Source organism: Pseudoxanthomonas sp. Soil82, from assembly GCF_040446535.1.
GTDB lineage: Bacteria > Pseudomonadota > Gammaproteobacteria > Xanthomonadales > Xanthomonadaceae > Pseudoxanthomonas > Pseudoxanthomonas kaohsiungensis.
The window spans coordinates 430,323-449,706 of sequence record NZ_JBEAAK010000002.1 but is presented as its reverse complement, the minus strand read 5'-3'; the positions used below and the strand labels follow the sequence as shown (position 1 = coordinate 449,706).

The following is a 19,384-nucleotide window of genomic DNA, read 5'->3' as shown; positions in this document are numbered from 1 at the left end:
AGAGCGGGGCTCGCCCCGCTGCGCTTCACCGACGCCCCGATCAGCCGGGCAAGCCCGGCTCTACGACGGGCCGGTTGCACGCATGAAGTTTTGCCGCGCCGCGTAGAGCGGGGCTCGCCCCGCTGCGCTTTACCGACGCGCCGATCAGCCGGGCAAGCCCGGCTCTACGACGGGCGTGCGACGTCCGGCCAGGAGCCTGGCCACGAACGTGGCCGCCACCGCGCCGGCCAGCTGCGCGAGCACGAACCCGGGCACGTCCGCCAGCCGGATCCCGGAGAAGGTCTGGGTCAGTGCACGGCCGAGGGTCACGGCCGGGTTGGCGAAAGAAGTGCTGGCGGTGAACCAGTAGGCGGCGAAGATGTAGCTGGCCACCAGCGCCGGGATCGCCGCCGGCCGGTGCCGCGCGCCCAGCAGGATCGTCAGCACCAGGCCGAAGGTGGCCACGCCCTCGCTCAGCCACTGGCTGTGCCCGGTGCGCACGCGCGTCCCGGGCTGCAGCGTCGCCAGGTCGAACATCGCATGGGCCAGCAGCACGCCGGCGATCGCGGCCACCACCTGCACGCCGGCGTAGGCCAGCGCCTCGTGCGTGCGCAGCTGCCCGCGCAGGCGCATCGCCAGCGTCACCGCCGGATTGAAGTGGGCGCCGGAGACCGGACCCAGCACGGTGACCAGCACGTAGAGGATGCCGGCGGTCGCGCCGGCGTTGGCCAGCAGCGCGATCGCATCGTTGCCTCCGGCCAGGTTCACGCCCATGATCCCCGAGCCCACCACGCAGGCGAGCAGCAGCGCGGTGCCGAGGAACTCGGCCAGCAGCTTGCGCCCCAGCGCCATCACAACGACGCCAGCAGCGCCTGGACCCGGCGGCCGATCTCGTCGCGCACCGCCCGGTAGCCCTCGTCGTCCATGTGCTTGGGGTCGGGCAGGGCCCAGTCCTCGCGCAGCCGCGCCGGCACCCACGGGCAGTTGTCGCCGCAGCCCATGGTGACCACCGCGTCGAACTCGCCGTCGATCTCGTCCAGCGACTTCGATGCGTGGGCGGTGAGGTCGTAGCCCAGCTCGGCCATGAAGCGCACCGCCTTCGGGTTGATCTGACCCGAGGGCTTCGAGCCGGCGCTCAGCGCCTCGACGTCGCCGCCGCCGTGCAGGCGGGCGAAGGCTTCGGCCATCTGGCTGCGGTTGGAGTTCTCGACGCAGACGAACAGCACGCGCTTCATGGCTGGCCCCCCTGCTGGCCGATGGCACGCAGCTCCTGCTCGCGTGCCAGGTGGTCGAGTTTGTCCAGCGGCAGCGCCAGCAGCAGTTCGATGCGCCGCCGCAGCGTGATCCAGGCATCCCTGAAGCCCTTCGGATCGTCCGGTGTCCTGGCCGGATCCGGCACGCCCCAGTGGGCCAGGACCGGATGCCCGGCCCATACAGGGCAGGCCTCGCCGGCGGCGTTGTCGCAGACGGTGATGACGAAATCCATCACCGGCGCGCCAGGCATGTCGAACTCGTCCCAGCTCTTGGTGCGCAGGTAGGCCGCAGGCAGTCCGAGCGCGGCGATCAGTTCCGCCGCCAGCGGCTGCACCGCCGCGGCCGGGTGGCTGCCGGCGCTGTAGGCGCGGAAGCGGCCCTGGCCCAGGTGGTTGAGCAGGGCCTCGGCCATCTGGCTGCGCGCCGAGTTGCCGGTGCACAGGAACAAGGTGTTGAAGGTGCGGGAGTCAGTCATCGTGGGGGTCGAGTCGTCTGGTCATGCACCGGGCCGATGCCGGGCACAGGGAGCGGAACTCGGTGCTGGACTGCACCGCCACCGGCGCGTGTTCGCGCGCGATGTCGGCGTAGCCGCGCCGGGCGAAGAACGGCGCCGCGGTTTCGGTGAGCAGCACCAGCTGCGTCAGTCCCCGCGCCGCCGCGCGCGCTTCGATGGCCTCGACCAGCCGGCCGCCGAGGCCACGCCCGCGTTGGTCGCCACGCACGGCCAGCGAGCGCAGCAGGCCGGCGCCCTCGAAGGCTTCGACCCCCACCACGCCGGCCAGCGCGCCGCCCTCGCAGGCGACGATGAAGTCAATCGCCGCCGTGTCGAGGTCCTCGACCGGCAAACGTGAGTCCCGCAGCAGGCCGCGGATCGCGGCGTGTTCGTCGCTGGTGGCCGGGCGCAGGTCCATGGCTCAGCAGCAACCGGACTGCGGGCTGCAGCAGGACGTGGTGCCGGCCGGGCGCGGTTTGATCGCGGCCACGTCCGGGCTGCAGCTGGCGCCGTCGGTGGCGCAGGCGGCCTCGCCGGCGTGGTAGGTGGTGGCCTCGCCGGTGGTGTGGAAGGTTTCCCAGCGCGTGCCCTGCGGGTCCTCGGTCCACAGCTTGTCCGACTGCGCGTAGCAGCACACCGTGGCCTCTTCGGGAACCACGGTGCCGCCGGCCGCGTCCAGGCGCCGGCCCAGTGCGGCCAGGCCTTCGGCATCGGCGACCTGGAAGCCGAGGTGGTCGATGCCCGGCGCGCGCCCGGTGGTGGAGATGGCGAAGTTCACCCGCGGATCGTCGAGCATCCACTTGGCGTAGTCGGGCTTGAGCACCGCCGGCTGCGCGGCGAACAGCTCCGAGTAGAAGCGGATGCTGGCGTCGAGGTCGGCGACGTTGAGGTGGACGTGGAAGCGGTTCATGCACGGGCTCCTTTCTTCTTCGGGGTGCAGGTGGCGGCCGGGCCGCAGTCGGCCGCGCCGGCGCAGCAGTTCTCGGTCAGGTAGGCGACCAGGGCGTTCATCTGCAGGTAGTTGGCGCGGACGCGGATGACCCGGCCCTCGCGCTCGTCGCGGACCAGCGCCGCCGCGCGCAGCACGTTGAGGTGCGCGCTCAGCGTGGCCGGCGGCAGGTCGAGCAGTTCGCGCAGTTCGCCGACGGCCAGGCCATCGGGCCCGGCCTGCACGAGCGCGCGGAAGGCCGAGAGACGTGATTCGTGGCTGAGCGCGCCGAGGGCGGCGAGGGCGGTGCGGGTTTCCATAATTCCATAATTTCGGAATTATGGAATTGTGTCAACACCCGGGAGGCGGGGTTCGCCCCGCTGCGCTCGCGACGCTGCCGCCAGCCGGGCAAGCCCGGCTCTACGTCGATGCGCTGTTCGTAGAGCGGGGCTAGCCCCGCTGCGCTTTCCCGACGCTGCCGGCAGCCGGGCAAGCCCGGCTCTACGTCGATGCGCTGCTCGTAGAGCGGGGCTCGCCCCGCTGCGCTTTCCCGGCGCGCGGGGCGGGGAAGCGCGCAAGCCTCTCCTTTACGCACGCCGTGGCGACGGCCCGGGCCATCCTGCATCGGGTTAGCGCCGGGGTGCGCCCCAAAAAGGTGGCGGCCCCGCCGGCTGGCCTCGGCGCCCGCGTCGATCGATACCGTTGCTGCCTTCCGGCCCTGGCGGGATTTTCGATCTAGCGTCGCGAGGGGCCGACGGGGCCACCATAGGTGCGGGTCGCGCGGGGCGATCCCTGGATCCGGCGGGGCGGGGCCACCTGCGGCGGCCACCGCTCACGCGGGACGCGAATTCTAGCCGATCCCGCCGACGCGCCGCCATGGCGACGGCCGTTCGCGACGTTCGCGCGGTTCAGCCCGGGATCGTTCCGGCCCGCCATCGGGCCCGCATGGTCGCCGCGGTCTTCACGCCGCCACTCCTTCCTCCACCCGCCCGCGCCGCTTCACGAAAGGCACGTCCAGGGTCAGGTAGGTGCCGGCACGCCACAGCCACTCCAGGGGCCCGTAATAGAAGCGCCGGAACCACAGGTGCGCGAACACCACCTGCGCGGCGAACGCCACCAGTCCCAACGCCAGCGCCTGCACCTGGGTCATGCTCGCGTGCAGGCCCAGGCCGTAGCCGTAGAACACCGGCACGAACAGCAGCGACTGCAGCACGTACAGGGTCAGGGTCATGCGCCCGGCCGGCGCCAGCACGCCCAGCGCTCGCCCGGCGCCGCCGTAGTACGCGGTGGTGAAGGCCAGCATCAGCACCGCCATCACCGCCAGGTCGAACAGGCTGCCCAGCACCGCGCCAGCCAGCGCGCGCGGCATCACCATCGCCGCGCTGGCCGGCACCAGCTGCGCCAGCGGCTCGCGACCGAAGTACAGCGCCAGCGCGCCAACCAGCGCGACCAGCAGCGCCGCCACCCGCGCCCGCGCGAACGCCTCCGGCCGGCTGAAGAAGCCGATCCGCCCCAGCACCATGCCGACCAGCGACAGGCCCACGATCTGGCTCAGCCGCCCGGACTCGTACATGAACAGCCACTTGAAGCCGTGGCCGTCGACCACGTTCATGCGCAGCGTGTCGAGGAAGCCGCCGTCCAGGTACACCTGCGGGATGGTCGCGCTCCAGTAGCCCAGTGGCTGGTTGGCCCAGCCGGCGCCGCCCAGCGCAAATGCAATCCGCACCAGCATCAGCGGCTGCAGCAGGAAGAACACCGCCACCGCCAGCAGCACCCGGTTCGAGCGCACCCGGTAGAACGGCAGCAGGAACAACCCCATCACCGCCAGCACCTCGAGCACGTCGCCGCGGTACCACAGCCCGTGCAGCAGGCCCATCGCCGCCAGCAGCGCCAGCCGCCAGACGAAGCGCCCGGTGAAGTCCACGCCGCGGCGCGCGGCGCGGTCCATCATGATGAAGAAGCTCACGCCGAAGCACAGCGCCAGCAGCGCGAACGCCTTGCCGGCGAACACCAGCCAGACCGCGTCGTGCACGGCCAGCTGCAGCGGATCGGTCGCCGGGTGCGCCCAGTACAGCTCGAACAGCTCGGGCATGTGCACGATGAAGATGCCGAACAGGGCGAAGCCGCGCAGGGCGTCGAGGCCTTCCATGCGCGGGGTGTAGGTGGCGTTCTGCATGCGGTTCCCCTCTGGGCAGGGACGCGCCGCCCCGGCCAGGGCAGGCATGTCCTCGATGTGGCTCCCAGGACGGCGAGCATACCGGCGCCGGGCCCGCGCGGGGAGGGCGGCTGGCCGGCGCGTGGCCGCCGGGGTACAAGGCCGGTGGCGGGCGGCCGGCGCGTGGCGATCGCGACGGACCTGTCGATTCCGCGGCCGGCGCCTCGTCGCTACAACATCCCCTCCAAGGAGTTCCCATGAAATACCTCGGCCTGGCCTACTACTCCCCCGACGCCTTCGCGGCGATGACGCCCGAGGCGGTCGAAGCCCTCGTCAGCCAGTGCCCGGCCCTGGACGCGAAGATGCAGGCCACCGGCAGGATGCTGGTGTCGGCCTCGCTGGGCGAACCGCACGCGCGCAAGACCCTGCGGCCGCGCGGCGGCAAGGCCCAGGTCAGCGACGGCCCCTACAGCGAGGCCAAGGAAGTGGTCGGCGGCCTGTTCGTCATCGAGGCCGACAGCGAGGAGGAGGCGCTGGCGATCGCGTCGATGCATCCGGCCGCCACGATCGGCGAGGAAGGCGGCTGGGCCGTGGAGCTGGTGCCGCTGGACTTCTACCAGGGGCGGTGACGGGAACCGGGACTCTCGCTTCCCCGGTTGGGAGAGCGGGCAGTCCTCCGCCTCGGTTATGACAGGCCGACGTGCGACAGCGGGCTAGCCCACGCACGCCGGCGGCCACCGCGCATCGGCATTGGCGTCCAGCTCGACCAGGAAGAACTCGCCCGAGCGCTCGCCATCGGCCTGCGCGAACAGCAGGCGCCTGGCGTCCGGCGACAGCAAGGGTCCGACCTGGAACACATCGCTGCGGGCCGGCACGCGGCCGCGTTCGCGCCAGCCCTCGCCCTGGCGGTCGTACACGTACAGGTGCGAGCGCGCGCCGCGATGGGCGACCACCACCAGCACGCGGCCGTCGGCGGACAGGTCGGCCTCGTATTCGTCGGCCGGCGTGTTGACCGGCGCCGGCAACGGCGCCACGTCCCATCCGCCATCGGCGCGCGGCGTCGCCCGGTACACATCGCGTCCGCCCGCGCCGCCCTCGCGCGCCGAGCCGAACAGCAGGCTGCCGTCGGCCTGCGGCCGCGGCAGCAGTTCGGTCTGCGCGCTGTTCACCGGCGCCGGCAGCCGCTCCGGCGCGCCCCAGCCGTCGCTGGCGTCGCGGCGCACGCGCCAGATGTCCAGGTCGCCGGCGCTGGCGCGGTCGCTGGCGTAGTAGAGCCAGGCGCCATCGGCGCTGTAGGCCGGATCGGTTTCCAGGGCCGTGGCCGGGCCGGCGAACGCAGGCTCGCGCGGCGCGCCCCATTGCCCGTCGCGGCAGTGCGAATACAGCAGCCGGTAGCGGTCGAACGCCGGCGGCGCGCGGAAGAAGAACAGCTCGCCACCCTCCGGCGAGAACACCGGCGAGGACTCGTACTGGTCGCTGGCCAGCGCCGGCGGCGTCCAGCGCAGCGGCGGCGCCGGCAGGTCGAGGTCGCCGGCCGGCGCGGTGGCGCAGGCGACGGCGGGCAGGAGGCAGAGCGCGGACAGCAGCGAACGCATGGGCAGGCCGGATCGCGAGGGCGGGAGGGCGACCGTAGCCGCCCGCGCGCACGGCGCAAAGTGAAGATCGCGACAGGCAGGCTTGAAGAGAGTTGAAAGCCGCCCCGGTTCTTCTCCGGCGCTACCCGCGTTTACACCGGCTCGGCCTCTGGGAACGTCCAGCTGCCGTCCAGGATCGCCTGCTGCGGGCGGTACAGGCGCACGGTGTAGTTCCAGCCGGACACCACCGGGATGCAGTTGGGGACCTGGCCGTCGCAGCCGCCGAACTGGATCACCGCGGTGCCGTCGGCTTCCTTCTTCGCGGTGAGGCTGTTGACGGTGTAGGCACCGAGGTCGTTCTTCTCGAAGTAGCCCTGCGCGTTGTACACGCTCACCGACCAGAACGCGTCGACCGGCACGTCCTTGACCCGCAGGCGGTAGACGGTGGCGCCGTCGTTCTTCGGCGGCGTCACGGCCAGGTAGATCGCGTCCTTGTCGGGGTTGCCGCCCCAGCCGGCGGCGGTGCCGATCAGGTGGTGCACCGGGTCGACCTGGTCCTTGAGGCCGAACGCGCCCTTGAAGTTGGAAGTGGTGCTCGCCAGCGCGAGCAGCGCATCGCGCACCTTCTTCTGGCTGGCCGCGTCCCACGCTGGCAGCTCGAGCTGGCCCGGCCCGCCCTCCTGGGCGACGGTGATCGCGTCCTGCAGGCGGTGCACGTCCTCGAGGTCCTTCGGGTTGTTGGGATCGACCAGGGTGCGGATGCCGGCCATGACGTAGCGGGTGCCGGCCTTGTCGCGGGTGACGGTGTGCGGGCCGGCGCCGTATTCGGTCCAGGTGTTGTGGTCCTGGTTGACGAACATCAGCGACTGGAAGCGGTCGCCGGCGTCGGGCAGGGTCACCGTGACCGGTCCGGCGTCGAGGTCGAACACGGCCTGCGAGTAGAGCGTGTCGCGGTTGAGGCGGATCACGGTCTGGTGGTCGATCGAGGCCGGTTCGCGGTGGTGGAACAGCTTGCCGATGCCGCCGGCTTCCTTGGCCAGGTTGGCCATGTACATGTCGGACTCGGCGCGGACGAAGTTGTCCGGGGTGACCACGGTGCCGCCGGGCGTGGGCGCCGGTTCGGCAGCGGGCGTGGCTGGCGTGGCCGCAGTCGGGGCGGCGGCATCGGCGGCGGATGGTGCGGCGGGTTCGGCCGCATCGCGCGAGCCGCAGGCGGCGCAGGCGAGGGCAAGGATCAGCACGGCGGGCTGGTGCAAGCGCATGGCGTGACTCCCCGTAGGGCCGGCGGCAGGGTGCCGCGGCTGTGGGGGAGTGGACACGCGGGTTTGCTAAGTGCGCGTGAAGGCCGGGACAGGGTGCACCTTCCGGGCTCGACCGAATGTGCATGACGAGCCGGGGTTTCAGAAGTGCACTCTGACCCCGGTTTCGGCACCCGTTATGCTCGATCCCGGCCGATCGTGGAGGTCGCGCCGCGTTCCGGGGTGGACGCCGACCGGGGGTTTTGGGGCGAGGGAGGAACAAGGTGATCACGGGTCGATGTCTGTGCGGTGCGGTCCGGTACGAGTCGCCTGGTCCGCGCCTGTTCTCGATCGTGTGCCATTGCCGGGATTGCCAGCGTGCGTCCGGGAGCGGTGGCGTACCGGTGCTGGGCGTGCCGCGCGCATCGTTCGCGGCGTCCGGGCCGGTCAGGGCGGTTCGAACGACGGGCGGCAGCGGCGAACCGGCTGTCCGCAACGTCTGCATCGAGTGCGGAAGCCTGCTGTTCGGCACGCCGGAGTCGGCTCCCGACCTGGTGACCATTTACGCGGGCAGCCTCGACGATTCCCTGGCCTTCATGCCGGAGGCTGCGCTCTTCGTCAGCCAGCGCCCACCGTGGGCAACGCTGGCGTTGCCTCTGGAGGAGCATGCGCGGATGCCTCCCGACGGCTGAGGTCGCTTCGGGCACCCGCGGACCTTGGCTTCGGTGGTCGCAGCGGCGGCCGCCCGGCGGCCGGATCCGCCGCCGCCGCTCCGGTGCGCGACTCGCGCGCATGACGATCGGCGTGGAAACGCCGATGAATGATTCAGTCGAGTGGCCTGAGGCGATAGCTTCGTGAAGTAGCATCGCAACGGGCCGGCGGAGCGGCCGCTTGCTGGAGGGGCCAGCACTTGAGACTCGCAGACTTCATCGAGGCCAACTCGACCCGGATCGTGGATGCCGCGGAGGATTTCGCGCGTACGCAGCTGACGCCGGGGATGCAGCTCGACGCGGCCGCGCTGCGCAACCACATACCACTGATCCTGGCCGCCTTCGTACGGGATCTGCGCACGCCGCAGACGCCCGGCCAGCAACGGGTCAAGTCGGAGGGGCGGGCGCCGGTGCCGGGAGGTCCCGAGTCGGCGGCCGCCGGCCACGGCCGGATGCGGGCCCAGGCCGGGTTCGGCGTGAACCAGATGGTCGCCGAATACCGCGCCATGCGCGCGTCCGTGCTGCGGCTGTGGACCGCCGACCGGGCACTGACCGCCGATTCGATCGAGGACATGGTCCGCTTCAACGAAGCCATCGACCAGGCGCTCGCCGAATCGCTGGTGGAGTTCACCGCGGAGGTCGACAAGTGGCGCAACATCTTCCTCGGTGCCCTGGGGCATGACCTGCGCGGCCCGCTGGCCGCGGTGGTGCTGACCACCGACGTGTTGGCGACGAAGCTCCAGGATCCCCGGCTCGCCCCGCTGGTCGAACGCATCGCCAGCGGTGCGGCGCGCACCACCCGGTTGCTGGACGAGCTGTTGGAGTACAGCCGCAGCGGCCTGGGCGTAGGCATGTCCATCGATCGGCGCGAGTGCGACCTGCGCGATGAGCTGCGGGAGGAAACGGAGATCCTGCGGGCCGCGCTGCCGGACGTGGCGATCTCCCTCGACCACGAGGGCTCCGCCAGGGGGCACTTCGACGCGTCAAGACTGCGCGAGGCGATCCACAACCTGGTGACCAACGCGGCCAAGTACGGCGATCCGGAGTCGGAGATCGGGATTTCGATCGTCGGCCAGCCGCAGCACCTGGCCATCGCGGTCACCAACCGCGGGCCCGCGCTTCCGGCCGGCTCCGAGGCCGCGTTGTTCGACCCGTTGAAGAGAGGGCCCACGGCGGCCGCGACGGGCGAAGCCACCAGCATGGGACTGGGCCTGTTCATCGTGCGGGAAGTGGTGCTGGCCCACGGAGGGGCGGTGGAAGCGCGATCCGGCGATGGCAGGACCTGCTTCGAGATCCTGCTCCCGCGCAGGGCGGGGGACGCGCTGCCCGAGGCTGGCTGAGGCCGGGTTTCGTCACCGGCGCAAAAGCCGGGGCCAGCGTGGACTTCGGGGAGTGCAGCGGGAACGTGCGTTCCGGTTCCGGTCTCCAAAGAAGAACGCCCCGGCGAACCGGGGCGTTGTTCGAGCAACGCGGCGACGACGCTTTACATCGGCGCGACCGCCGCCGGCTGCGCCGCCTCGCCGCGGCGGCTGCGGAAGCGCGCCGACAGCGCCTGGCGCAGGTTGTCCAGGCCGGCGCTCTTGCCCGACACCTTCAGCACCGCGTAGCCCTCCAGCGAGGCGGTCATCAGGTCGCTGCCCAGCGCCATCTCGGTGTGCTCGAGCAGTTCGCGCAGCCGTTCCAGCCGTTGCCGGCGCGGGCGCAGCGCGTCGAGCGCGGCCAGGTCGCCGCGGTAGGCGGCCACGTCGAAATTGCGCGGCAACACCTGGGCGTGCTCGCTGAAGGCGGCCACCGCCTGGCGGCAGAACGCCTCGGACTTGGCGCCCATCTTGGTGAGGTCGCGGCGCAGCTCCGGGTCCAGCCCGAGCAGCGGCGCCAGCTCGGTCTCCAGGGTGGCCAGTGCCGCGTCGATCGCGGCCAGGGATTCGGCGGACAGGTTCAGGTCGATCAGGTTCTGGGTCATGGCAGCAGCGTCCTTGTCAGTGGGCCGGCCGGGAGTGGCCGGCGGGGACACGCTGGCGTGGGCGGGCATGCCGGGCTATCGGTGGAGGGCGCGGTGCGGGGTAGGAATTTCCTGACGGGTGGGTAGGAAAAGGCCGGGGGCGGGGTAGACGGGGAGGCGGGTGGGGTGGCGGGCACGCCGTCGGGTCGCCTGGGTCGTTGCAAGGGTTACTGAATGTCGGTGACCGGAGTGCCGGAGGTACGTGATCGGGGCGGAAAGCAACGGCGGCGGGGCTGGGGAGCACCGGCGGCGAGACTGAAAGCCCCGGCGTCGGTGCCCGGGGGCTGCGCGATCGGGCTGAAAAGCCCCGCTGCAGGGGCTGGTGAGCCTCGCGGTCGGGGAAAAAAGGGCCGGCTTCGAGGCTCGGGAGCTCCGGGGGCGGGGCAAAAAGCCTCGACGTCGATGCTGGGGAGCCCCGCGGTCGGGGCAAAAAGCCCCGGCGTCGATGCCCGGGAGCTCCGGCGGCGGTGCTTTGGGGCTTGCGCGCAAGGCCTGGACCCTTGCGCGCAAGGCTCGGAGGGTTGCGCGCAAGGCTCAAAGCCTTGCGAGCGGCTGCGATGAGGGCGGCGCGCTCCGACCCCTGTTCCGCCGATGGCGCACAATGCGGCGCCCGACCCACTTCCGGACGCTCCATGGACGCTGAATCCCTCATCCGCACCGCCCTGCGCGAAGCCGGCTACGGCCAGGACGCCATCGGCTCGGCGCTCCCCCGGATCATGCGCATCCTGGAGGCGGAGGACGTCCGCCTGGAGGTCGGCCGCCCGCTGTCGCGCAAGGAGCGCGACTACGTGCGCGTGCAGCTGGAGATCGGGCTTGGTGTTTCGGAGATTGTGGCGGGGTTGAAGCGGTGAAGTTTCTGTGGAAGTGATCCTGTCCGCGTTCTTCACCCCGTTCTTCGGCGATCGATTGACGCCTTTCTAGATAGTCATCCAGACTCAGTGCCGCACGCTCGCGGGGGCGTTGATAGTTGGGCGAGGCGAATGATTATGGGTGATTGGGATTTTCTTTATGAGATGAGGGAGCTTGGCTATAGCGCCGAGGAAATAGCCGACGCTGCTGGGTGCGGAGTAGCACCGTGGCAGTGGAAGTATGTTGACCGAGACTGGGTTGACTCCCAGTTCAATGACACGCCGGAAGATGACGCTTATTCCATAGAGCCAAGTGAGCCGTTTGCGAGCAGAGAAGGGTTTCCCTACAGCATCTTGCAGCAAACGGAGATATTCCAAGACCTTGTTGAGTGTGCCATACGCCACTTTGAAAACACCGGCAGGTACTTGCAGGTCTGGGGCGAGCTTGGTGAAATCTATGCCGAGATCAAGTTCGGACTTCGTCGCCACGGCACCCACAAGGCCGGATCTGATGGCACGATCAATGGGAAGCTCGTTGAGGTGAAGACCATCTCCCCCGAGAAGTCCAGCGATCGGGTGATAGTGAAGAGTCAAGGGGATTTCGAGCAGCTGCTCATCGTCCGGATTGATCAGGACTTCCAGTTCCAGGGGAAGCTCTTTAACAGGAGCGAACTCAAGGGAAGGGCTGGCAAATTCCTCAAGGGCCGCCTGAAGGCATGACACAAGTGGAACGGGGCTAGGTTTAGTTCCTGCCTTCAGTCGCAACGCGCCCTCGATAATGACGCCTCTCGCGCCATCCTCGAGGTCAAGGCCCCAGGCTTCGCCGGAACCGGCCAAACCTCACCGGTCAGCACACACAGCTTCATCTGGTAAGTGAACCTGACCCCGTTCCTGCCACCTCTATGCCGCCTGCCGATTTAGGACGAGGTGTGGAATGCTCTGCTCGTTGTCAGTAATGCAAGAAGCGAAGGAGGTCATGGGGATGGCAATTCTGGCTTCATATGCGCAGTAAGCCGTGTTATAAAAATTTCTGAGCAAGAACTTTACAAATATGATCGGAGTGATGGGTGAGAATACTGGGATTCGACAATTTTGATACTGCCCCAGCGTAAGGTGTGATCTTGCGTGATGCATGTCGACATGCTTGGCGTCATCAGACGAATAGTCGAAGCGTATGGGGAAGGGTACGACGTTCTTTCTCAAAATGTCGGCATAGACTTCATCGTCCTCATAAAGCTCGGGCTCATTCTGAAAAGGTTCTAGCGAGGGTGACGGGAAGTATGAAAGTCTATGCCCGGCCAGTTCATTGCCGGCGAAGTCATAGAGCAGTTGTACGATGGCCCCATCCAGCATTCGGAAGTTGAATGCTCGCGTTTCCTCAAGTCGACGATAGATCTCCCGGTAGTCGATGCTGCTTTTTAGGGCTATTGAGAGGTCTGGGTCGTTTGGAATGGTGATGAGGGTGTGGGTGCCCGCCGACTTGATCGATGGATAATTTTGCTCATCGCATAAGCTGCACTCTACAAGTAGCGTGGTGATGCTCTCGATCTGTGCGCGGACCTGTTCCGAATTCATGACTTATCGTCCCTTCAGAACCTTGTTCAGCCGATCAATGAGGTCCGGAGATAGGTCTTCGAGTTCAATCTCTCCGCTTTCGAGGGCTTCAATGAAGCTCGCTCCTTCGCCAAGTTTTTGCTGAAGGCGCTTTCGCTCTGCGGCGGTCATGTCGCGATTAATGATCTGAAGCTTGTTCCTCTGCTCCTCGTTCGGGTACTTGAATTCTAGGCGAAATTCATGCTCTTTGACTCGGGCAAACTCCTGTTCAAGCTTCGCCATATTGGGTCCTATCCCTAGAACTCGAACCCACGCTTTGCTACGAGTAATGGCCGTAAAAAGGCGGTTTCTGGCTGTTCCGAGTTCGCTGGGTAGGAATGTCGAGCAACAATCCTGCGCGTTTATTACGTAGACCATGGCGCCTTCATTGCCTTTTGCTCGGAACACCCCCGTGAAGGTTACGGAGTCGCTTTCAAAAAACACGTCTGCTGAGTTGGTTACGCCTGCGATACAAGAATTGATCCCGCCTTTGAGGAGCAATGCCCGTGCTTTGCCAACGGCATTTCTTGTCTTCACCGGGTCCGGATTGATAACGATGATGTCATCGGCATTTAGCTCATCTTCGTGGATGTTCTTTCGGATTTCGCTTACAAGCCATTCAGTCTGTTCCTCCTCCGAGCCAAAGGTCTTGAATTGGATCAGGTCTTCGATGGGAGAGTGGGACTCAAGAAATTTTGGGCTAGTTTCTTCAGTGCGTTCCAGGGATACGAATTTTCCGTCCTCTAGGGTTCCACTGTGGACACGGTATCCAACGTCCTGCCAAAGCTCCTTTTGCTCGAACATTTGGATGAGTCCTTGGGGCTCACGGTAGATGCCGAATCCCAGCGCATGGGCGGTGACAAGTAGGGGGCGCGAATTGCGATAGCACTTTTCGAGAATAATGTCCTGGCGAGGCACGCCGGCGGCTGGCGTGGCAAAGGTCACTACTGGATCGCCATTTGCCTTCTTGCCGAAGATTTCCTCCGGCGCAGGAAGTGAATTCCTCGTAAGGCTTTGCAGTTCGTCATATGCATAGACCAGGCGCTTCGGCGGCTTCAAAAATGCATAACAAAGTCGCAGAAAACTTGGCGAAAAGTCTTGGGCTTCATCTACAAGAATCGCGTCAAACACCTGCTTGATGCTCTTCGCCTCGGTCAGCGCTTTCTCACATGCTCCTTCAAAGCTCTTCTTGGGGCCAAATTCGTTCTCGGCAGATTTAAAATCGAGATAGTTGAGTCCATTTAGTGCGCAGAACTTGTGATAGACGCCGTCCCGCTGCTTGTCGCCAGGCGCGCCCCACGCGTTGATGATCTCGATCTGATCCCAGTCTGGTTCCTCATTCGTCTGTTCGTTGACGAATGTGTTAATGAGTCGCTCGAATTGGCCTTTGAGCGAGCGGGTATTAAAGGTGACGGCGATCTTCCAGTCAGGGTGCTGGGCATGGAGATAAGCGACCTTGAGCGCGAGGACGATTGTCTTGCCTGAGCCCGCCAGTCCTCTAATGCGCTGGACACCGTCCACCGTCTCGATGACGGCGGCGCTTTGATGGGAGTCAAGATTCGCTATTGAGTCCTCGACGCCCTTAAGACGGGCGCCGCGAGAGTCCGCCTTCTTAACTTCTCTACGCTTTCTTCCGCGGCGAATGCTTGAGATGGCCTGAATAGTCGAGGCCAATGCGGCGTAAAGCTCGGGCGTTTCCCAGGCGACTTGTTCGAGCGCGTTTGGCAGGGAGTCGATGCCGACTAGGGGGTGGTCGTCGTCGGTTTCATGGGCGTCTACGTTGATTGCCGGAGCAAAGGCAATCGTAGAAATTTGTACAGCTAGCTTGCGCTTCTTCGTGAGCGCGTTGTAGTGCAAAAGCTTGGCTTGAAGTCGATTGTAGTTCTCGTCAAGAACCGATACGTAGTCATCCAAGGTTTTGCCTTCAACAAGATGGAAGGTGACCAGCCCTTTGGTAGGGCTAAGCAACAGCGCATCAAACGGATACGCTCCATCCGGAGTGCCTATCACCGGGTAGCCGATGTAAAGGGTGCCCTCTAGGTTATTGATCTTCTCAAGCGCTTCTGCGAGTTGTTTGCTCGCTATGGGCTTGGTGGTAGTGCCCCAGATGGTGTCGATCATTCGCGGTTCCAATGGGTAGGCCGGCACTCAGGGTGCTGAGGCAGAAGCTTACATGCCTGCTAGTGGGCCGTCGCGCGATTTTGCCCACTCCGTCCCTAGGAAAATGCCGGTCTGTGAGCTGGCCTTCTCGCCGCCACGGCCCCCACGTCAGGCGCGGTGGCGTTATCTCGGCAAGAATGGGGTGAGGTTCTGTTCCGATCGGGCGGGCGGAGAGCGGGGGATTCACTGCGGCGCTTCGCGCCTTGCCCCTTCGGGGCGACGGCTTCGCCGTCGTGTCCACCCGCTGCGCGGGTGGTCGAACCGGGGGGTTCGAATCTAAGTCACCTCTCTCCGCCAGATACGCAAAAGGGCCCCCTTGCGGGAGCCCTTTTGCGTATCTGGCGGAGAGAGGGGGATTCGAACCCCCGAAGCGCGGTTTAGACGCTTACACACTTTCCAGGCGTGCTCCTTCAACCACTCGGACACCTCTCCGGAACCTGGGCCGGGCTCGCTCGGAGCCCGGTCAGGGGCGCGAATTCTAGCGCCCGCGGGCACTTGCCACAAGCGCGGGGGCGGTGCCGGCGCGGGTTGGGCCGGGGTTCGTGGCCGCCGTGGCACAATGCCGGTCCTGGTCGAAACGGTCCTCCGATGTCCTACCTGGTCCTGGCCCGAAAGTGGCGCCCGAAGCGGTTTTCCGAGCTGGTCGGGCAGGAACATGTCGTGCGCGCGCTGGGCAATGCCCTGGACACCGGGCGGGTCCACCACGCCTTCCTGTTCACCGGCACCCGCGGGGTGGGCAAGACCACCATCGCTCGGATCTTCGCCAAGTCGCTGAACTGCGAGAAGGGCACCAGCGCCGAGCCGTGCGGGGTCTGCGCGGCCTGCATGGACATCGACGCCGGGCGCTATATCGACCTGCTGGAGATCGACGCGGCCTCCAATACCGGCGTGGACGACGTCCGCGAGGTGATCGAGAACGCGCAGTACATGCCCTCGCGCGGGCAGTACAAGGTGTACCTGATCGACGAGGTGCACATGCTGTCCAAGGCGGCGTTCAACGCGCTGCTCAAGACCCTGGAGGAGCCGCCGGGGCACGTGAAGTTCCTGCTCGCCACCACCGATCCGCAGAAGCTGCCGGTGACGGTGCTGTCGCGCTGCCTGCAGTTCAACCTCAAGCGGCTGGACGAGGGCCAGATCGAAGGCCAGATGACGAAGATCCTGGCCGCCGAGCAGATCGAGGCCGATGCGGCGGCGATCCGGCAGCTGGCGCGGGCGGCCGACGGCAGCCTGCGCGACGGGCTGTCGCTGCTGGACCAGGCCATCGCCTACGCCGGCGGGGCGCTGCGCGAGGACGTGGTCGGGACCATGCTCGGCAGCGTCGACCGCACCCAGGTCGCCGCGCTGCTGGATGCGCTGGCCGACGGCGACGGCGACCGGCTGATGGCCACGGTCGAGACCCTGGCCGGGTTCGCCCCGGACTGGGGCAACGTGCTCGACGCGCTGGCCGAGGCGCTGCACCGGATCCAGGTCAAACAGCTGGTGCCCGGCGCGGTGCGCGAGGACGAGGGAATAGACGTCGCGGCCTATGCCGGCCGCGTGCGCCCGGAGGTGGTCCAGCTCTGGTACCAGATGGCGGTCAACGGCCGCCGCGACCTGGAACTGGCGCCGGCGCCGCGGGTGGGGTTCGAGATGAGCGTGCTGCGGATGCTGGCGTTCCGTCCGGAGGCCGATGCTGGTCCGCTGGCGGGCGGGCAGGGCGCCGGGGCGGGTGCGGGTGCGCAGGCCGCGGCGGGCAGCAAGGTGGCGGCGGCGCCACAGGCGGCTGCGGCAGCCACGCCGGCTGCGGTGGCCGCGGCATCGCCGAAGGCCGCTGGCCCGGACGCCGCCACGCCGAAGGCCGCGGCCCGGCCGGTCGCCGATGCGTCCGATCCGCCGCCGTGGGAGGTGCCGTCGGCGCCGCGCACGTCAGCGGTTGCGACCCCGGAGGCGGCGCGTCCGGCCACCGGTCATGCACTGCCGGCCGCCGCGCAGGCGCTGGACCACGGCATCGTGATGCCGCCGCGCGCGCCCGGCGCCGCGGCGCCAGTGATGGCGGACACCGCCACGGCGTCGCCGGCTGGCGTGGCGGCGAACGCATCGGTAAACGAATCGGCCAACAGGACAGCCGACACGACCGCCCACGCATTGGCGAGCACCCCGGCGAACGCGCCGACCAGCACGAACCTGGCCTCGAACGAGACGCCCCGTGCGTCCCGCCCCGGCGCGGCCATCGACGACGCCGAGGACTGGCTGCGGCGCGTGGCCGCCTGCGACCTGCGCGGCCCGGCACGCGAACTGGCCGCGCACACCGCCTTCGTCTCGCATGCCGACGGCGTGCTGACCCTGGTGCTGGCGCCGGGCTTCGAATACCTGCGCACCGAGCGCTCGATCGGGGCGCTGGCCGCGGCGCTGGCCGCTTCGCTCGGCGCCGAACCTCAGGTGGTGATCCAGACCGGCGAGGCGGTCCAGGCCGAGACCCTCAACGCGCGCCGCGACCGCGAGCGCGACTCGCGCCAGAGCGCGGCCGAGGCGGCCTTCCTCAATGATCCGGCGGTCAAGCGCCTGGTCGAACAGCACGGCGCCCGCGTGGTGCCCGATTCCATCCGACCCGTAGACGAGAACTGACGAAATGCGCGGCAATATCGCCCAGCTGATGCAACAGGCGCAGAAGATGCAGGAGAACCTGCAGCGCGCCCAGGAAGAACTGGCCCAGCTCGAGGTCACCGGCGGCGCCGGCGGCGGCATGGTCAGCGTGACCCTGTCCGGCACCAAGGAGTGCCGCAAGGTGCGCATCGACCCGAGCCTGCTGACCGAGCCGGACGCGGAGATGATCGAGGACCTGGTGGCGGCGGCGTTCAACGACGCGGCCAACAAGGTCGACACCGAGTCCAAGGCGAAGATGGGCGCGGCCACCGCCGGCATGCCGATCCCGCCGGGGATGAAGCTGCCGTTCTGACCTGCGGGCGCGTGCGGTCGCGGGGGCCGGCCATGCCGGTGCCCGCGCCGGGATCGACGCCCGCCAGCGCCCTCGCCATCCAGGCCTGCATCGCCCATGTCCGTCCTGCTCGAACAGCTGATCGAGGCCTTCCGCGTGCTGCCCGGAGTCGGCCGCAAGACCGCCCAGCGCATGGCCTACCACGTGCTCGAGCGCGGCCGCGACGGCGGCCGCCAGCTGGCGCAGGTGCTGGCCGAGGCGGTGGAGAAGATCGGCCACTGCAGCCAGTGCCGCGACTTCAGCGAAACCGAGGTGTGCGCCACCTGCGCCAGCCCCGGCCGCGACCGCCAGCAGCTGTGCGTGGTCGAATCGCCGGCCGACCGCCTCGCGATCGAGACCGCCACCGGCTACCGCGGGCTGTACTACGTGCTGCAGGGGCGGCTGTCGCCGCTGGACGGGATCGGCCCGCGTGAGCTGGGGCTGGATGCGCTGGCATCGCGGCTGGCCGCCGGCGAGGTCACCGAACTGATCGTGGCCACCAGCGCCACCGTGGAAGGCGAGGCGACCGCGCACTACCTGGCCCAGCTGGCGCGCCAGCACGGCGCCCGCCCCAGCCGGCTGGCGCAGGGCCTGCCGCTGGGCGGCGAACTGGAATACGTCGACCGCGGCACCCTCTCGCACGCCTTCGGCACCCGCGGCGAAATGCCGCTGTAGGCGCCGGTCCGGCGACATCGCGCACGCGCGCGGTGACGGTCAGGATGCATCGCGACCTGGGACGCCTCTCTTTCTGTAGGAGCCGATTCATCGGCGACCCGGGGACGCCGGGGACTCGACGTTCAACGTCGCCCCGATCAAGGCCCTCGCGTCGCCCATGAGGATGGGCTCCTACAGGAGCAGTGGCGTCCGATGCCGTCCACGCGTGACGGCCGCTTTCTGTAGGAGCCGATTCATCGGCGACCCGAGGCCGGCAGGGACGCGGCGCTCAACGTCGCACCATCCAGGCCCTCGTGTCGCCCATGAGGATGGGCTCCTACAATGGGGCACAGGCTTCTCCGCCATCGCGAGCAACCGGGCATCCCATGAACGACACCCTCTTCGGCAAGATCATCCGCCGCGAAATTCCCGCCACCGTCGTCTACGAGGACGATGACATCCTCGGCTTCAAGGACATCGCCCCGCAGGCGCCGGTGCACGTGCTGTTCGTGCCGAAGGGCGAGGCGATCCCGACCCTCGACGACGCCACGCCGGACCAGGCCGGACTGCTCGGCCGGCTGATGCTGGCCGCCGCCGAATACGCGCGGCGCGAGGGCCTGGCGAAGGACGGTTACCGGGTGGTGATGAACTGCCGCGACCACGGCGGCCAGACCGTGTACCACGTGCACCTGCACCTGCTCGCCGGCGCGCCGCTGGGCCACTTCGGCGCCGCCTGAGCGGCGCGCGACGTTGCATTTGTAGGAGCCCATCCTCATGGGCGACGCGAGGGCCTCGATCAGGGCGACGTTGAACGTCGCATCCCTGCCGCCCTCGGGTCGCCGA

The 19,384-nt window shown here is 68.0% G+C and carries 21 protein-coding genes, 1 tRNA gene and 1 other RNA gene; 9 read left to right on the top strand and 14 right to left on the bottom strand.

Annotated elements, in window-relative coordinates; genetic code table 11:
* Positions 1-144: 144 nt before the first annotated feature.
* The 8 genes from ABKA19_RS07540 to ABKA19_RS07505 form a co-directional block, all read right to left on the bottom strand.
* Positions 145-831, bottom strand: a complete 687-nt coding sequence (locus tag ABKA19_RS07540; protein ID WP_353688387.1) for an aquaporin — start codon at positions 829-831, stop codon at positions 145-147.
* On the bottom strand, positions 831-1,214 hold the full coding sequence (locus tag ABKA19_RS07535) for an arsenate reductase ArsC (protein WP_353688386.1): 384 nt from the start codon (positions 1,212-1,214) through the stop codon (positions 831-833). Before ABKA19_RS07535 ends, ABKA19_RS07540 begins: the two co-directional genes overlap by 1 nt.
* The gene (locus ABKA19_RS07530; RefSeq protein WP_353688385.1) at positions 1,211-1,708 is read right to left on the bottom strand and encodes an arsenate reductase ArsC; all 498 of its coding nucleotides are present in this window, start codon (positions 1,706-1,708) and stop codon (positions 1,211-1,213) included. Before ABKA19_RS07530 ends, ABKA19_RS07535 begins: the two co-directional genes overlap by 4 nt.
* Positions 1,701-2,144, bottom strand: coding sequence for an arsenic resistance N-acetyltransferase ArsN2 (arsN2, locus tag ABKA19_RS07525; RefSeq protein WP_353688384.1), 444 nt, complete (start codon positions 2,142-2,144; stop codon positions 1,701-1,703). The genes ABKA19_RS07530 and arsN2 overlap by 8 nt, the downstream gene beginning before the upstream one ends.
* Positions 2,145-2,147: 3 nt before the next feature.
* Positions 2,148-2,636, bottom strand: a complete 489-nt coding sequence (locus ABKA19_RS07520; protein WP_353688383.1) for an ArsI/CadI family heavy metal resistance metalloenzyme — start codon at positions 2,634-2,636, stop codon at positions 2,148-2,150.
* Positions 2,633-2,974 (bottom strand): ArsR/SmtB family transcription factor, encoded by a 342-nt coding sequence (locus ABKA19_RS07515; protein ID WP_353688382.1) that lies wholly within the window; start codon positions 2,972-2,974, stop codon positions 2,633-2,635. The genes ABKA19_RS07520 and ABKA19_RS07515 overlap by 4 nt, the downstream gene beginning before the upstream one ends.
* A 341-nt stretch (positions 2,975-3,315) precedes the next feature.
* An RNA gene (gene ffs, locus ABKA19_RS07510) (signal recognition particle sRNA small type) lies at positions 3,316-3,412 on the bottom strand.
* 203 nt (positions 3,413-3,615) lie between these two features.
* On the bottom strand, positions 3,616-4,830 hold the full coding sequence (locus tag ABKA19_RS07505; RefSeq protein WP_353688381.1) for a DUF418 domain-containing protein: 1,215 nt from the start codon (positions 4,828-4,830) through the stop codon (positions 3,616-3,618).
* Positions 4,831-5,066: 236 nt separating this feature from the next.
* Here ABKA19_RS07505 and ABKA19_RS07500 point away from each other — a divergent pair, with 236 nt between their 5' ends.
* Positions 5,067-5,438: a YciI family protein gene (locus tag ABKA19_RS07500; RefSeq protein ID WP_353688380.1), complete on the top strand. Its 372-nt coding sequence runs from the start codon at positions 5,067-5,069 to the stop codon at positions 5,436-5,438.
* Positions 5,439-5,522: 84 nt separating this feature from the next.
* Here the strand turns inward: ABKA19_RS07500 and ABKA19_RS07495 are convergent, their stop codons facing one another.
* Positions 5,523-6,404, bottom strand: coding sequence for a TolB-like translocation protein (locus tag ABKA19_RS07495; protein WP_353688379.1), 882 nt, complete (start codon positions 6,402-6,404; stop codon positions 5,523-5,525).
* A gap of 131 nt (positions 6,405-6,535) precedes the next feature.
* Positions 6,536-7,645, bottom strand: a complete 1,110-nt coding sequence (locus tag ABKA19_RS07490; RefSeq protein WP_353688378.1) for a DUF1254 domain-containing protein — start codon at positions 7,643-7,645, stop codon at positions 6,536-6,538.
* 260 nt (positions 7,646-7,905) lie between these two features.
* Here ABKA19_RS07490 and ABKA19_RS07485 point away from each other — a divergent pair, with 260 nt between their 5' ends.
* Together ABKA19_RS07485 and ABKA19_RS07480 are read left to right on the top strand one after the other, a co-directional pair.
* Positions 7,906-8,313, top strand: coding sequence for a GFA family protein (locus ABKA19_RS07485; RefSeq protein ID WP_353688377.1), 408 nt, complete (start codon positions 7,906-7,908; stop codon positions 8,311-8,313).
* 218 nt (positions 8,314-8,531) lie between these two features.
* The gene (locus tag ABKA19_RS07480) at positions 8,532-9,671 is read left to right on the top strand and encodes a sensor histidine kinase (protein ID WP_353688376.1); all 1,140 of its coding nucleotides are present in this window, start codon (positions 8,532-8,534) and stop codon (positions 9,669-9,671) included.
* 143 nt (positions 9,672-9,814) lie between these two features.
* Here the strand turns inward: ABKA19_RS07480 and ABKA19_RS07475 are convergent, their stop codons facing one another.
* The gene (locus ABKA19_RS07475; protein ID WP_353688375.1) at positions 9,815-10,294 is read right to left on the bottom strand and encodes a hypothetical protein; all 480 of its coding nucleotides are present in this window, start codon (positions 10,292-10,294) and stop codon (positions 9,815-9,817) included.
* Positions 10,295-10,965: 671 nt separating this feature from the next.
* Between ABKA19_RS07475 and ABKA19_RS07470 the strand changes: the two genes are divergently transcribed.
* On the top strand, positions 10,966-11,184 hold the full coding sequence (locus ABKA19_RS07470) for a polyprenyl synthetase (RefSeq protein WP_353688374.1): 219 nt from the start codon (positions 10,966-10,968) through the stop codon (positions 11,182-11,184).
* Between the two features lie 135 nt (positions 11,185-11,319).
* The gene (locus ABKA19_RS07465) at positions 11,320-11,901 is read left to right on the top strand and encodes a hypothetical protein (protein WP_353688373.1); all 582 of its coding nucleotides are present in this window, start codon (positions 11,320-11,322) and stop codon (positions 11,899-11,901) included.
* Between the two features lie 180 nt (positions 11,902-12,081).
* Here the strand turns inward: ABKA19_RS07465 and ABKA19_RS07460 are convergent, their stop codons facing one another.
* From ABKA19_RS07460 to ABKA19_RS07450, 3 genes are all read right to left on the bottom strand, one after another.
* Positions 12,082-12,756, bottom strand: a complete 675-nt coding sequence (locus ABKA19_RS07460; protein WP_353688372.1) for a DUF2290 domain-containing protein — start codon at positions 12,754-12,756, stop codon at positions 12,082-12,084.
* 3 nt (positions 12,757-12,759) lie between these two features.
* Positions 12,760-14,895 (bottom strand): DEAD/DEAH box helicase, encoded by a 2,136-nt coding sequence (locus tag ABKA19_RS07455; protein ID WP_353688371.1) that lies wholly within the window; start codon positions 14,893-14,895, stop codon positions 12,760-12,762.
* A 378-nt stretch (positions 14,896-15,273) separates the two neighbouring features.
* Positions 15,274-15,366, bottom strand: a tRNA-Ser gene (locus ABKA19_RS07450).
* Between the two features lie 156 nt (positions 15,367-15,522).
* On the opposite strand from ABKA19_RS07450, the gene dnaX reads away from it, so the two are divergent.
* From dnaX to ABKA19_RS07430, 4 genes are all read left to right on the top strand, one after another.
* Positions 15,523-17,538, top strand: coding sequence for a DNA polymerase III subunit gamma/tau (gene dnaX, locus ABKA19_RS07445; RefSeq protein ID WP_353688370.1), 2,016 nt, complete (start codon positions 15,523-15,525; stop codon positions 17,536-17,538).
* A 4-nt stretch (positions 17,539-17,542) separates the two neighbouring features.
* Positions 17,543-17,869: a YbaB/EbfC family nucleoid-associated protein gene (locus tag ABKA19_RS07440; RefSeq protein ID WP_353688369.1), complete on the top strand. Its 327-nt coding sequence runs from the start codon at positions 17,543-17,545 to the stop codon at positions 17,867-17,869.
* A gap of 96 nt (positions 17,870-17,965) precedes the next feature.
* Positions 17,966-18,562 (top strand): recombination mediator RecR, encoded by a 597-nt coding sequence (recR, locus tag ABKA19_RS07435; RefSeq protein WP_353688368.1) that lies wholly within the window; start codon positions 17,966-17,968, stop codon positions 18,560-18,562.
* 365 nt (positions 18,563-18,927) lie between these two features.
* On the top strand, positions 18,928-19,278 hold the full coding sequence (locus tag ABKA19_RS07430) for a histidine triad nucleotide-binding protein (protein WP_353688367.1): 351 nt from the start codon (positions 18,928-18,930) through the stop codon (positions 19,276-19,278).
* Positions 19,279-19,384 lie beyond the last annotated feature (106 nt).